Origin of the sequence: Legionella sp. PATHC039 (assembly GCF_026191275.1) — a bacterium.
GTDB lineage: Bacteria > Pseudomonadota > Gammaproteobacteria > Legionellales > Legionellaceae > Legionella > Legionella pneumophila.
Map to the genome: position 1 here is coordinate 1,041,397 of NZ_JAPHOP010000001.1, position 13,207 is coordinate 1,054,603.

Genomic DNA, 13,207 nt, shown 5'->3' on the forward strand with positions numbered 1-13,207 from the left:
AAATGAATCGATCTAAAACCAATCGTGAACGTCCAATCTCAGAAATTAATGTAGTTCCTTACATTGATGTTATGTTGGTTTTACTGGTTATTTTTATGATTACTGCTCCAATGCTGACACAAGGTGTTACAGTAGATCTGCCCAAAGCAGCCAGTCAAACTTTACAGACTGCTGACAGAGAACCTATCATTGTGTCAGTGAATCAATTAGGCAGCTATTTTTTAAATATTAGTAGTACACCAGCAGAACCTATTGAAGCTCAGGCATTATTAGTACGAGTTGCGGCAGAACTGGAGCTAGCCAAACAGTCAGGTCAAAAACTCAATGTGCTTGTTAAGGGAGATCAGGGGGTTGCTTATGGGAAAGTTGTTCAAGCCATGGCACTCTTAAAGCAAGCAGGGGCTGAGCAAGTGGGATTGCTTACTGACTCTCAGACTGGTGATGAGGGGCAAGCATGATAAGTGATCTTAGCTATAGAAAATCATTTCTTTTTGCTGTCACACTTCATCTTTTTTTACTTGTATTGCTTTTTACAGATAATAGCAGCAAAAGACCTGTGCTAACCATGGAATCCAAAAATTCTCCTGGCATGATGCAACCCACTGTTTCTCAGCAGGAAGTAGTAAAAGCGGTCAGTGTCGACAATAAAGAAATAATGAAAACTATCAATCGTTTGAAGCAAGAGCGTGAACAACAAAAGAAAGCGGAGCTCAACCGACAAAGGGAATTATTAAGACAAGCTGAGACGGCAAAACAGCAGAGAATCAAAGAACAACAAGAAATTGCAAGATTGAAAGAAGAAGCTAATAAAATTGCAATTGCCAGAAAAAAACAAGTTGAAGAAGAAAAAAAACGGTTAAAAGAATTGGCTGAGCAAAAAGCGTTGGAAGCTAAACGCATCGAAGAGTTAAAAAAACAAAATGAAAAATTGGCTAAACAACGGGAGTTAGAAGCTAAAAAACTTGCTGAGCTCAATAAGAAAAAACAAGAAGAAAAAGAGAAAGCCGAGAAACTTAAAGCTGAACAGGCGAAGGCTGAAAAGCTGAAAGCGGAAAAATCCCGTGCTGAGCAAGAAAAAGCAGAGATGGAAAGAAAAAGACAAGCAGAGGCGGCAGCTGCCCAACAGGCAGCCCAAAATGCTGAAAGACAAGCACGAATAGCTGGTGAGGTTGATAAATACAAGGCACTTATTGTCAATGCGATCGGACGCAACTGGATTTTACCTGAAAATGTTGACAGTTCTCTGTCGAGCCAATTCAGGATACGCCTTGCTCCAGATGGAACTGTACTGGAAGTGTCTTTAACCCGAAGCAGTGGTGATCCTTTGTTAGATAGGTCAGCACAAACAGCAATATACAAGGCCTCACCGCTTCCCGTGCCTAAAGACGTTGAAACATTTAATTTGTTTCGCGATATCAGTTTAACCGTTCGTCCAGAACAAGTTAGGGGGTAAAGCTCGTGTTGAATCGAATTATTTCACTTTTCTTGCTGTTATTTACTGGTCAATTGATTGCTCTTGATTTGGAACTAACTCAAGGAATTAATTCAGCCCTGCCAATAGCTATCAATTCTTTTGGCTCAGACGCGGCGGCTAAAGAAATGGGGAATGTCATAGAGAATGATTTGACTATATCAGGACAATTTAAAATTATCTCTGGACCACAAGGTGCGAACGCTCAATCTTCCGTGAGCACATTACGTCAACTTGGCGCTGACAGTGTAGTCACTGGCCGAGTTAATCAAGTTGGGAATCGGATTGAAGTGAGTTTTACTTTGGCTGATGCCGTAGCCAATGGCAATATTCTGTTGACAAAAACCTTTCAGATCAATGCCAATCAGGTAAGAGCTTTAGCTCATCATATTAGTGATGAGGTATACCAAAAACTTACTGGAGAAAGAGGGATATTCTCCACCAGGATAGCTTATATTTCAGTGCAAAGAAGTGGTGGAAGGTCTCGCTACTCCCTGGAGGTTGCAGATGCGGATGGACACAATCCCCAAAGCTTACTCGTTTCTTCAGAACCTATTATGTCACCTTCCTGGTCACCCAATGGAAAATCGATATCCTACGTTTCCTTTGAAAAGAAAAAAGCTGAAATTTTTACCGTCTCAGTTGAAACAGGGCAGCGTCGCTTAATTACGAGTTTCCCAGGAATTAATGGGGCTCCAGCGTGGTCACCTGACGGTCGTCATCTGGCAGTTGTACTATCGAAAAGTGGTACACCCAAAATTTACGATGTTGATTTGAACAGTGGTACTATGAAACAGCTGACTTTTGGTAACTCTATCGATACAGAACCACGTTATTCTCCTGATGGTCGCAGTTTGTTGTTCACTTCAGGGAGGGGAGGCTCACCACAAGTATATCGTTTATCATTGGCTGATGGCCAAATAAGTCGGGTCACTTTCGAAGGGAATTATAATGCCCGTGCTTCTTACACTCCAGATATGAAGCATATCGTCATGCTGCACAGGGAAGACAGACAATTTAATATTGGTGTACAAAATACAGGCGGCGGTCCAATTTCCAATCTAACCTTTTCTGGCCTTGATGAATCGCCATCGGTCTCTCCAAATAGTCGTTTAGTGCTGTATGCTACTCGTTATCAGGACAGAGGGGTTTTAGGCATTGTGTCGATTGATGGAAGAATTAGAATGAGACTTCCTGCTCGTGAAGGAGATGTTCAAGAGCCGGCTTGGTCCCCTTACCTGAGTTAAGAATGATAAGAAGCATATTGGTATCGTTTTTTTTATTTATCGCTAATGCTGGTTATGCATGGAACGCGATAGGGCACCAACTGGTAGCCCAGATCGCATATGATAATTTGACACCTCAATCCAGGCGAATGTGTGATTTATATTCCCATTCAAAATCGAAAACGTCGTCTAATGTTAATTTTGTAAAATCAGCTTCATGGCTGGATTCTATAAGAGCACATGATGTTCATTGGTTTGATGCTTTACATTACATTGACATTCCTTTTTCTATGGATGAAACAGAATTACCAGCCTTGCCAGACATCAATGCACTCTGGGGAATTAATCAGGCAATTGCTGTGCTGTCTTCCAATAAAGCCAGTATTGCTGATAAGAAATTGAGCTTACGCATATTGGTGCATTTAGTTGGAGATATCCATCAGCCTTTGCATACCGTTACAAAGATAAGTAAAAAATTACCTAAAGGTGATTTGGGTGGTAATTTATTTCAGTTAGCTAAAAATCCTATTGGGAATAATTTGCATCAATATTGGGATAATGGTGGCGGTATTCTGATTGGTCAAGACAAGTTTTTTCAGATTAAAAACAAGGCGAGACAATTGGAAAAGAAATGGTCTTGCCAACCAGCCAGTAAGGACAAAAATCCGCATCAATGGATTAATGCATCACATCAATTGGCATTGACTAAAGTTTATAAGGTTTCAGCTCATCAGATGCCCGGCAAGCAATATCAATTAAATACTCAAAATATTACAGAAAAACAGATACTTCTGGCTGGGTGTCGACTCGCTTATCTGCTAAATAATATTGCCGAAGGTAAAAATAAACTCATTTAATTTCAGCTTACTTTTTAGGAGGGGTGAGTTATTGGGGCATGTCTTTATTGTAATTGTCAGTTACTCTCTTTGACCAATTGTCTATATATTTAACAGAAGCAAAGCCAGCCTTGAGAAGTATATCTAACGCCATCTTGCTTCGTTTTCCCGATTGGCAGTACACAATAATAAGCCGATTAGGGTTTAGTTCATGTAAGCGTTGAGGCAGCTCATCTAGAGGAAGCACAATACCCCCTATATTTTGTATTTGATGTTCCTTTCTACTGCGTACATCGATTAGATGAATGTTTTTATTATTCGTAGATAATTGATAAAACTCATCAAGAGTTATTCTATGATGGCATGGTTCAATTTGAGTTGAAGAATTAACAGGATTAATTAATTGTCTAATTGACTGACTCTGAATGCAGAATTCACAATCCGGATTTTTTGAAATAATGATGTTCTTAAAGGTCATTGTTAACAAGTTAATAGCAAGCAAACGCTTTTTTAATGGATTGCCAATTTGTAGTATCCATTTGATTATTTCTGTTGCCTGAATAATACCTAGCATCCCGGGTAAAGTACCAATTGCCCCGACTCCCTCGCAATTGGGCATATTGATATCGTTTACAGAAACCGGGAAGATACAATGGAGGCAGGGATCTTGTTTACCGTGGAATATAGAGCAATACCCTTGGAAACCTGAGGCACTAGCATACACATAAGGTTTTTGCAGCTCAAAGCAAATGCTGTGAATCAAATATCGCGTATAAAAATTATCAGTTCCATCTGCGATGATGTCATACTGTGTAATTAACTCAGCCGCATTTTCTTCTGTTAATCTGCTGGAGTAAGATTCAACTTGAATCAGGGGATTAATAGCCAGAAGTTGCTTTTTTGCAGTAACGGCCTTTTTTTTATTAATATGGGTATGATTATAAAGAATCTGCCTATGCAAATTACTTAGTTCAATGATGTCATCATCGACAATCCCTAACACTCCGACACCTGCTGCAGCAAGGTAAAGTAAGAGAGGCGAACCCAAACCGCCAAGCCCAATGCATAATACTCGAGAATTCTTAAGTTTTACCTGTCCGTCTAATCCAATTTCTTCCATCTTTATTTGTTGAGAATAGCGGGTTAATTCGTTCATTGCCAAATTTGATTTATTCATTATGTGATTCATTCATTTGAGTTAAAAATTGTTTGGCTGTAACTAAAGGTGCTGATGCTTTTGTAATGGCAGAGATCACTGACACACCATCAATTTTTGTTTTTAAGACATCAGAAAGGTTCTTTAAAGTTATACCTCCAATGGCAACCAATGGATAACGAAGCGTTTTTCGCCAACGTTCAAGTCGTGCAATTCCTTGTGCTTGAAATGGCATTATTTTGCTGGTTGTTTCATATGTGGGGCCGCAAGCAACGTAGGAAGGGTTAAGAGCATGAGCCCGAGCAACTTCGTAATAGCAATGCGTACTTATACCTAAGAATAAACCTGATCGATTAATTCTATCGATATCAGCTTTTTCCAGATCCTCTTGGCCAAGGTGAACTCCTGCAGCACCATAATGAATAGCAAGTTCCCAGTAATCATTAATAAATAATGCAACATTATACTGATTTGCCAAATGGACACTCCGTTTTATCTCTTCTTCCAACTGCTCTTGAGAGGCTTCCTTTATTCGTAACTGAATGCACTTAACTCCCAATGGCAAAAGCATTTCTAACCAGTGGCTACTATCCACAATGGGATAAAAACCCATAGAACATTTTTTAAATGAGGGAACTGGTTTAATGAACGGTGTTGGTGATAAATAGGGGAGATCAGCCTCATCTTCTGGCCAGCTATCATGATAAAGTTGCGAAGCATCTTTATCAATTTCTATCGATTGACGTATGCCACGATTGACATACATTTTAGCAATAACAATAGCATCTTTTATTGAATAGCCTAGTGCAAGACAAGCTGTGAGCGCAGAAGATAGAACACAGCCTGTCCCACGGTAATTTGTTTCAGGAAAGCGATGATTAGCAATCCAAAATGACTCTTTTCCATCGGTCCAGTAATCTTGACTGAATGAGTTATCTTTTACATGTCCTCCTTTCAGTAATACCTGCTTTGCTCCCAGTGATAATAGATCTGAAGCAGCATTGATTATATCCTGATAAGAAGAAATGCTCCGATTTAAAATAATTTCTGCTTCTATCCGATTAGGAGTAATAATAGTAATGTACGGAAACAATTGAGTTAAATTTTTTTTATGCTGTTGTAAATCTGGAAAAAACAGGTTAGTTCCCGAGGAGGAAGTAATTATCGGATCAAGAACAACAAATCCTTCATAACCCTTTAAAAAATAAACTATTTCTTCACAGATTGGTGTAGAACATAACATACCAATTTTAATGGCATCCGGCTTTAAATTTAATTCCAAGGCACGGCACTGAGCAGCAACCTGATCTCTGGATATTTCTTCTACTGCTGTAATTGAGTGAGCATTTTGTGCAGTTACTGCGGTGATGACTGAACAAGCTCTGACATTCAAGCGACTAAAAGTTTCCATGTCAGCATGGACACCGGCTAATCCGGATGAGTCAATACCAGCAATTGTCCAAACAATCGGTTTTTTCATAAATTGTTTACCTGATGCCAAAATGGAGTATCGATTAATGGAGTACTTGGGTGAGCTACATTTCTCTCGGATATCATTCCTCCTGTAAATGCCTGATGACCTGCAATAACGGCATGGCGGAATGCGGTTGCCATGAGAGCAGGATGATTGGCAAGAGCTACAGCAGTATTTAGAAGCACGCCATCAAAACCAAATTCCATCGCCTGTACAGCATGAGATGGCTTACCAATCCCGGCATCAATGATTAATGTGATGTCAGGAAATCGATAACGCAAAGTTTCCAAGGCATAGGGGTTAATTAAACCCTTACCTGAGCCTATAGGAGCCCCCCAGGGCATTAAAATTTTACAACCTGCATCAACCAGTTTTTGACATAAAACCAGATCATCTGTGCAATAAGGAAAAACTTCAAATCCTCTGTCAATCAAAATTCTGGTTGCCTTGATTAACTCAAATGGTTCGGGCTGTAAATTATAATCATCGCCTATCACTTCCAGTTTTATCCAGTGAGTATCAAATAACTCCCTCGCAATTTCAGCTGTATTGATCGCTGCCTCCGCATTACGGCAACCAGCCGTATTGGGCAAAAAATGACAATCTAATTTTTTTACTGCTTGCCAAAAAGATTCTCCATCTAATCCTGCAGAAGTCTGGCGTTTTATTGATATCGTAATAACTTCTGTACCCGAATTAAGAATTGCCTGCTGCATATGCTCTAACGAAGGATAACATGCAGTACCTAAGAGTAAGCGGCTACTTAATTCTTTTCCTGCCAAATTCCACATCATTACCCTCCTTGCATGGGAAAGAGAATATCGACGCGGTCATTGGCTTGCAAAATTGTAGCTTCATAAGCTTTATGTGGTACATGATGATTATTTATAGCGACAGCAAAATGCTGTTGAGTATAATTAAGCTGCTTTAAAAATGCTCTTAATGATAATGAGGGTTGGATTTTATAAATTTTATCGTTGAAATAGACATTAATCACAATAACTCTCCCAAAGTTCTGGATAATTCAGATGACGGAAATTGGATGTAACACCTCGTAAAATTTCTTCTGCCAAGGCTGGGGCTATTAAATAACCATGACGATAAAGACCGTTAACAGCTATTAGCCCGTCGGCAAATTTAATACGTGGTAAATGATTTGCTAAAGTTGGACGGCAATGGGTCACTGTTTTTATGATGCGTGCTTCATCAAAGTTCCCATGTAAATAATACACAGCGGTCAGTAACTCCAAAGTCGTACGTACTGAAACCGGACTAAAATCTTCTGCCTCAATTTCGCTAGCGCCTATGAGGTAAAGATTTCCAGGTCTGGGTACAAGATATAGACTGTACCTTGGATGCAGAAGACGAATAGGCCGATGTAGTTGAACTCCTGGCGCATGAAGCCAAATGAGTTCACCTCTAATACCTCGTAAATCAGAAAATATATTTTGCGCACCTAAACCACGACAATCGAAAACGACATCAAAATGATATCTTTGTTCTTTTGTATTGATCTCTCCAGGTTTAAGCGATAAGACAGGAGTATTGGTAATGTGAGGTATGCAAACAGAGTCGAGATAATTTTTTAAAGACAACATTAGTGTTTGGCAATCAATATGCGCTTCATTTGGAAAATAATAAGCAGTTTCAAACTTTGTCAGCTCAGGCTCAAGCGCAATGAGATTTTCATGGGATAATTTTTGAAAAACAGAATTACTCGGATTGAGTTGACTCAGAATACGCCGACTAAAGTGAATCCATTCCGCCTGATCGCCTGGATGGCATAGCACCAGACTGCCCGATTGTTGAAAATAAACAGCTTCAGGCAAATCCTCAATAATACGTGGCCAACAGTTCTTAATAGATTCTTGACCCAAGGTGGAAATCAATAGAATTGATTTATCCAATTCAGAAAACGGTGTTAATAAACCTGCTGCAGCAGTACTGCAACTCATGCTTTCACTAGAGCGATCAAAAAGGGATACCTGCCAGCCCGCATTATGTAATGCAAAAGCCAGCAGACGCCCCATGATCCCTGAACCTACAATGCCTGCTCGCATAATTAATTTTCAAGACAACAGGCGATTGGTTTCAAATCAGAATAAGGTGTATCTGGCAAAAATCGATTGGTATAGCATTGCGAGATATCAAAATATTCATCAATAATTTTTAGATGTTTGGTATAGCGTCCAACCTTATCCCAGTCTCTGTCAACATTAATTAATGTACGTGAAAAAAATGGTAATGTTCTTGTAAAAATTTTTTGATATAAAGGAGTCCGCAACTGTGGTTTAGCCTGACATAATAACTCATAAGCTTCTTCAGGTTTTTCTGTCGCGTAGGCTGCACCGCGCTGTGTTGCTCTGAGAAATCCTTTGACTAATTCGGGTTTCTGTAATGTTGTTTCAGGAACAATAAATTGTATTGAGCAGAAACAACAACAGCCTAAACCAGCTAATTGATCGATTCGTAAAAATACAGTTTCTCCGCAAAGATGTTCCAGTTCAACTTTTTGAAAATTAATAAAACCAATACCAGTGTCGATAACATCCCGATAAATAGCATCTGTGACATTCATGCCAATACGGACTGTTTTGTAGCTCATCGGATCAATACCCGCAAGGCTGGCTAAATCATCAATAATTTTTTTGCCGAATTCGCCGATATAACCTACTCGTTTCCCAACAATATCCTGGAAAGAATTGATGCCACTTGATTTTAAAGCAATAAGTCCGGTAGGTGGCTCATCAAGAAGCGTTCCTATGGAAGTAACTGGATAACCTTTTGCTTTGGCTGCAACGGTATGAATCATTGCTTTAACACCAAAATCTACTGTTCCCAGGCCAACGATTTCGGTTACATCACTGGGATCCGCGGGTTCCAGAATGGCAAGCTTGATATCTTCTTCTGAATAAAACCCCAATTGTTGTGCCACAAGTATGGGGGTATGATAAGGGTTAGTGTACCAATTAAGCAGTAGGGTAACCCTGGATTTTAGTGATGACATCGCCATAACTCCTTATGTTATTATTTTAAATAGTATGGAGATGGCAAAAGGGAACCATACCTTAAAAAGGCCATGGTTTTTTTGAAGGCGTCCTTACGCTGATATGATTCAGATCAAGTTCAACGGGTAACTCTCAGCCGGATTTTCCGACACCCCGCGCCATCTAACAAACTCAAATATACTAAATTTTATTATATGCTTTGTCAAACTAGCGATAATATTGGCAGAATTGATAATTAATAAATAACACATATGGAGAAAGGATCTGCAATGGAAAATTTAGAGCATGGACATTCGCAAAAAGAAATCAAAGAGCGATTAGCACAGATCCCATCTCAAAATTACTTGCGAGATTGGATATATGGAGGAATTGATGGTGTTGTCACTACTTTTGCCATTGTCTCCGGTGTTGTGGGTGGACAATTATCTTCTTTAGTTATTCTAATTTTAGGTTTTGCCAACTTGCTTGCTGATGGTTTTTCAATGGCAGCGAGTAATTATCTGGGTACCAAATCTGAGGTAGATCAATTTCAACGCTATAAAACAATTGAAGAAAAACATATTGATTTTATTCCAGAGGGTGAAAAAAACGAAATAAAACAAATTTTTCAAAATAAAGGTTTGCATGGCCAAGCATTAGATCAAGTTGTTGAGGAAATTACAGCGAATAGAGCTTTATGGATAAAAACCATGTTACAAGAAGAATATGGGTTGCCTGCTACACTGCGATTCCCGCTTAAATCTGCGCTTTATACTTTTAGTGCGTTTCTACTTTTTGGAATTATTCCATTAATCCCTTACGTGTTGGTCATGAACAATTCGTTCATCTGGTCTTGTTTTTTCACTGCAATTACATTTTTTGTCATCGGTTCAATCAAAAGCCACTGGTCAACCAAATCCTGGTTATATTCCGGTTTTGAGACACTAATAATTGGCACGGTTACAGCCTCTCTCTCTTATGGTATTGGACTATTTTTACATCATATTCTGACTTAAAATAAAACATGGCTCTGCTATTAGCAGTACTTGTTAGATATAAATTTTGTAGTTAATTACATGGGGCAATATTGGAGATGATTCATTTATTAATCAATTGGATGAATTCAAAACTCATCGTGCGAGTAATTACTCTCAATACCATTTTATCTCTTTTTTTAGGAGCGGTGGGGAGTTTATCTCATGCAACTAAATCCAAAAATATAAACCAGATAGATAGTCTGTTCAATATTGTTAAAATGAGCACTGTATTAAGCAAAGACAGTCTAATCTCTCCTTACAATTACTTACTTACACAGCCATTAATGACGACCACTTTGGAAAAATACTATCAGCGCACCGCCAGGATTAAAGTAATTGCTGCCTTTACAAATCCGCATGATAATACCTATTCTCGAATTATCATCCTGTATGTAGACCGAAGTAAGAAAAGAAATAATGTAGATCTCGCCCAAAAGAAAAATGAAATCATTCCAGTTGAATTAGCAGCTATTAACATTAATTTTGAAGAACTGCCGGAGAAACTTATTACTGATATAATTCACACTAATATCCCTTTTGGAAAATTATTAACTCAACATCATCTAAAGGTTTTTAGTAAAGACCGCACCTACTTTTCAGTTGCATGCAACAAAATGTTGGCTTCATTAATCCATTGCAAACCAAATAAAAAATTATATGGCCGCACCAATGTGCTTGCTAGAGCAAACAATAAAAAATGGGTTGCCCATGTTATTGAAATTTTATCTGATGAAAAAGAAGTCAAGCATCGTTTAACATTGAATTAAATAGCTTGTAATTTAAAAAACATATAGTTAATTAAAAATCCACTTATCGAATTTTTTGCAACCAGCGAACTAATGTTCGTGTTTTATTGGAAAATAATTTAGGTGCATAAAAACTACCAGCAACGCGTTTGCTGATTTCACTCAGAGTAGGGTAAGGAACGATTACATCAGTAAAACTTCGGAGGTTTTTTTTCTCACGAATCGCCATAACCCAAGGTAAAATGAGTTCTCCGGCATGTGGGCCAACTATGGTGACTCCAAGGATCCTTGCTTTGTTGTCCGTGATGATTTTTATTTTTCCATTTAATGTATGCTCAGTTTGTGCTCGATCATTATCGACAAATGGCCACTCGATTATTTGGGAATCAGGATGCTTCAAGGCATCACTGGCTCCTAGTCCAACATGAGCTAATTCGGGATCAGTATAAGTGACCCATGGAATCGCTCTATAATCCACTTTAGACGGTAGTTTAAAAACAATATTACGAAGCACTATACCGGCATGATAACTCGCCATATGAGTAAACTGATAAAGCCCTGTTACATCACCCAGAGCATAGATTTTTTTATTACTGGTTTGTAAGTATTTATTTACTTCGACACCTTTACTGGTGAATTTAACCCCTGCTTTTTCCAAATCAAGAGGAGTTACATTCGCCCGACGTCCAGTTGCAATGAGCAGATGACTGGCTGTAATTGTAAATTGTGTGTTTTGAAATTCAAAACATACGGAAATACCCGCATCAGGGTGAGAGTATATTTGGGTAATCTCGATTTGTTCATAAATGAGGATATTCATCGATTTCATCTGTGTGCGTAGGACAGCAACACAATCAGGATCGTCCTTGGGAAGAAGATTCAATCCTTCGAGCAGAGTAACTTTAGAACCGAGCATAGCGAATGCTTGAGCAAGCTCACAACCAATAGGGCCACCGCCGATGACAATCAAGCGCTCAGGTTGTTCCTTTAAATCAAAAATCGTTTCATTGGTAAAGTAGGAGACTGCATCCAATCCGGGAATGGGTGGGATAAATGGTGATGAACCTGTTGCAACCACGAAACGTTTCGCTTTAATAATGCTATCGCCAGCTTGTAAGGTATCATAGTTTAAAAACTTACCAACTTGTTTAATAACCTGTACTCCTAGCGACTCAAAACGTTGGACAGAATCGTGTTCAGAAATGTTGTCTATGATTTGATGCACATGTTGCATTACTTGTTGAAAATTAATTTTTATTGCTTCAGTATCTACTCCAAAATGTGTTGCATGTTTTGCATAATAAAACGTCTTGGCTGCAGCAAGTAAGGATTTGGATGGGATACAACCGTAATTTAAACAGTCTCCTCCCATTTTCCCTGACTCCACCAAAACAACTTTGAGTCCTAATTGTGAACAGCCGGAAGCTAAACTCAAACCTCCAGCTCCACCACCTATAATGGCTAAATCACAATTTATTACTCGACTAATATCTGAGAAACTGCGATGATTCTGATGCTTACGAGTTGAGAATTGATAAAGAACTGGCATTAGAGAAAGAACAGCCAACGCGAGCAGTGGACCTAATATTTGCAGTTCAAATATCATCCCAAGATTAGGCGTCTGATTGGCTGCAAATATTTGGCTTAAACCATTTCCAACCATTACATATACTGTTGTTCCTGGAATAATGCCAAGAAAAGTCGCTGTAATGAATGTTTTTGCTCGAATATTTAAAAGAGCAGGTACAATATTAACTGCCCAAAAGGGAAATAATGGAATTAATCGCAGTGTAACCAAATAAGAAAAAGCATTATGCTGAAATCCCCGACGCATACGCTCTATCCATCCAGATGCCTTTTGGGCAAACCAGTCGCCCAATGCAGTGCGAACCGCAAAAAACAGTATGGTGGCCCCAAACGTAGCACTGATGACTACAAATAACACGCCCCAGAATACTCCGAATAAAAATCCTCCAGTTAAAGTAAGAAGAACTGCTCCTGGAATAGAAATGGCTACAGCAGCGGTATAAAAAATAATAAAAATCAGTGGCGCAATAAAATAATGAGTTTGGGTCCACGCAATGAGTAAAGCATGATTTTCTCTTAACGCATTAAAACTCAAGTATTTATCAAGATGTAGGCTGAAGAAAAGTACCAATAGCCCGATTAATACAAGCAAAGGCAACCAACGATGTATTTTTTTAATCATTCATGTTATTCCTTTAACCCGATAAGCTGATATAAATTATATGAAGATCCTAACAGGAATTTACT

The 13,207-nt window shown here is 38.8% G+C and carries 13 protein-coding genes and 1 riboswitch; of the genes, 6 read left to right on the top strand and 7 right to left on the bottom strand.

What is annotated here, in order from left to right; translation table 11 throughout:
* Positions 1–2: 2 nt before the first annotated feature.
* The 4 genes from tolR to OQI99_RS04705 are packed head-to-tail and all read left to right on the top strand — an operon-like array spanning position 3 to position 3,554.
* On the top strand, positions 3–458 hold the full coding sequence (gene tolR / locus OQI99_RS04690) for a protein TolR (RefSeq protein ID WP_265731401.1): 456 nt from the start codon (positions 3–5) through the stop codon (positions 456–458).
* The gene (tolA, locus tag OQI99_RS04695) at positions 455–1,453 is read left to right on the top strand and encodes a cell envelope integrity protein TolA (protein ID WP_265731402.1); all 999 of its coding nucleotides are present in this window, start codon (positions 455–457) and stop codon (positions 1,451–1,453) included. The genes tolR and tolA overlap by 4 nt, the downstream gene beginning before the upstream one ends.
* A 5-nt stretch (positions 1,454–1,458) precedes the next feature.
* A complete protein-coding gene (gene tolB, locus OQI99_RS04700; protein WP_265731403.1) occupies positions 1,459–2,718 on the top strand; it encodes a Tol-Pal system beta propeller repeat protein TolB in 1,260 nt (419 codons plus the stop codon).
* 2 nt (positions 2,719–2,720) lie between these two features.
* The gene (locus OQI99_RS04705; RefSeq protein WP_265731404.1) at positions 2,721–3,554 is read left to right on the top strand and encodes a S1/P1 nuclease; all 834 of its coding nucleotides are present in this window, start codon (positions 2,721–2,723) and stop codon (positions 3,552–3,554) included.
* A gap of 28 nt (positions 3,555–3,582) precedes the next feature.
* On the opposite strand, the gene OQI99_RS04710 is transcribed toward OQI99_RS04705, so the two are convergent.
* From OQI99_RS04710 to OQI99_RS04735, 6 genes are read right to left on the bottom strand one after another with little or no spacing between them, the layout of a single operon-like run.
* The gene (locus tag OQI99_RS04710; RefSeq protein WP_265731405.1) at positions 3,583–4,710 is read right to left on the bottom strand and encodes a HesA/MoeB/ThiF family protein; all 1,128 of its coding nucleotides are present in this window, start codon (positions 4,708–4,710) and stop codon (positions 3,583–3,585) included.
* Positions 4,703–6,169, bottom strand: coding sequence for a bifunctional hydroxymethylpyrimidine kinase/phosphomethylpyrimidine kinase (gene thiD / locus OQI99_RS04715; RefSeq protein WP_265731406.1), 1,467 nt, complete (start codon positions 6,167–6,169; stop codon positions 4,703–4,705). The genes OQI99_RS04710 and thiD overlap by 8 nt, the downstream gene beginning before the upstream one ends.
* On the bottom strand, positions 6,166–6,954 hold the full coding sequence (locus tag OQI99_RS04720; protein ID WP_265732350.1) for a thiazole synthase: 789 nt from the start codon (positions 6,952–6,954) through the stop codon (positions 6,166–6,168). Before OQI99_RS04720 ends, thiD begins: the two co-directional genes overlap by 4 nt.
* A gap of 2 nt (positions 6,955–6,956) precedes the next feature.
* Entirely contained in the window at positions 6,957–7,160 is a 204-nt protein-coding gene (thiS, locus tag OQI99_RS04725; RefSeq protein ID WP_011213846.1) for a sulfur carrier protein ThiS, read from the bottom strand.
* Positions 7,153–8,223, bottom strand: coding sequence for an FAD-dependent oxidoreductase (locus tag OQI99_RS04730; protein WP_027225509.1), 1,071 nt, complete (start codon positions 8,221–8,223; stop codon positions 7,153–7,155). The genes thiS and OQI99_RS04730 overlap by 8 nt, the downstream gene beginning before the upstream one ends.
* Positions 8,224–8,225: 2 nt before the next feature.
* Positions 8,226–9,170: an ABC transporter substrate-binding protein gene (locus OQI99_RS04735; protein ID WP_265731407.1), complete on the bottom strand. Its 945-nt coding sequence runs from the start codon at positions 9,168–9,170 to the stop codon at positions 8,226–8,228.
* A gap of 73 nt (positions 9,171–9,243) precedes the next feature.
* Positions 9,244–9,337, bottom strand: a riboswitch (TPP riboswitch).
* 103 nt (positions 9,338–9,440) lie between these two features.
* Here OQI99_RS04735 and OQI99_RS04740 point away from each other — a divergent pair.
* The gene (locus OQI99_RS04740; protein ID WP_265731408.1) at positions 9,441–10,166 is read left to right on the top strand and encodes a VIT1/CCC1 transporter family protein; all 726 of its coding nucleotides are present in this window, start codon (positions 9,441–9,443) and stop codon (positions 10,164–10,166) included.
* A gap of 77 nt (positions 10,167–10,243) precedes the next feature.
* On the top strand, positions 10,244–10,954 hold the full coding sequence (locus OQI99_RS04745) for a hypothetical protein (protein ID WP_265731409.1): 711 nt from the start codon (positions 10,244–10,246) through the stop codon (positions 10,952–10,954).
* 43 nt (positions 10,955–10,997) lie between these two features.
* Here the strand turns inward: OQI99_RS04745 and OQI99_RS04750 are convergent, their stop codons facing one another.
* Complete coding sequence (locus OQI99_RS04750) at positions 10,998–13,142, bottom strand: FAD-dependent oxidoreductase (protein WP_265731410.1); 2,145 nt, start codon at positions 13,140–13,142, stop codon at positions 10,998–11,000.
* Positions 13,143–13,207 lie beyond the last annotated feature (65 nt).

Coding starts and splice junctions, on each gene's coding strand:
- tolR (WP_265731401.1), top strand. CDS start 3: ATGAATCGATCTAAAACCAATCGTGAACGTCCAATCTCAGAAATTAAT.
- tolA (WP_265731402.1), top strand. CDS start 455: ATGATAAGTGATCTTAGCTATAGAAAATCATTTCTTTTTGCTGTCACA.
- OQI99_RS04705 (WP_265731404.1), top strand. CDS start 2,721: ATGATAAGAAGCATATTGGTATCGTTTTTTTTATTTATCGCTAATGCT.
- OQI99_RS04710 (WP_265731405.1), bottom strand. CDS start 4,710: ATGAATAAATCAAATTTGGCAATGAACGAATTAACCCGCTATTCTCAA.
- thiD (WP_265731406.1), bottom strand. CDS start 6,169: ATGAAAAAACCGATTGTTTGGACAATTGCTGGTATTGACTCATCCGGA.
- OQI99_RS04720 (WP_265732350.1), bottom strand. CDS start 6,954: ATGTGGAATTTGGCAGGAAAAGAATTAAGTAGCCGCTTACTCTTAGGT.
- OQI99_RS04730 (WP_027225509.1), bottom strand. CDS start 8,223: ATGCGAGCAGGCATTGTAGGTTCAGGGATCATGGGGCGTCTGCTGGCT.
- OQI99_RS04735 (WP_265731407.1), bottom strand. CDS start 9,170: ATGTCATCACTAAAATCCAGGGTTACCCTACTGCTTAATTGGTACACT.
- OQI99_RS04740 (WP_265731408.1), top strand. CDS start 9,441: ATGGAAAATTTAGAGCATGGACATTCGCAAAAAGAAATCAAAGAGCGA.
- OQI99_RS04745 (WP_265731409.1), top strand. CDS start 10,244: ATGATTCATTTATTAATCAATTGGATGAATTCAAAACTCATCGTGCGA.
- OQI99_RS04750 (WP_265731410.1), bottom strand. CDS start 13,142: ATGATTAAAAAAATACATCGTTGGTTGCCTTTGCTTGTATTAATCGGG.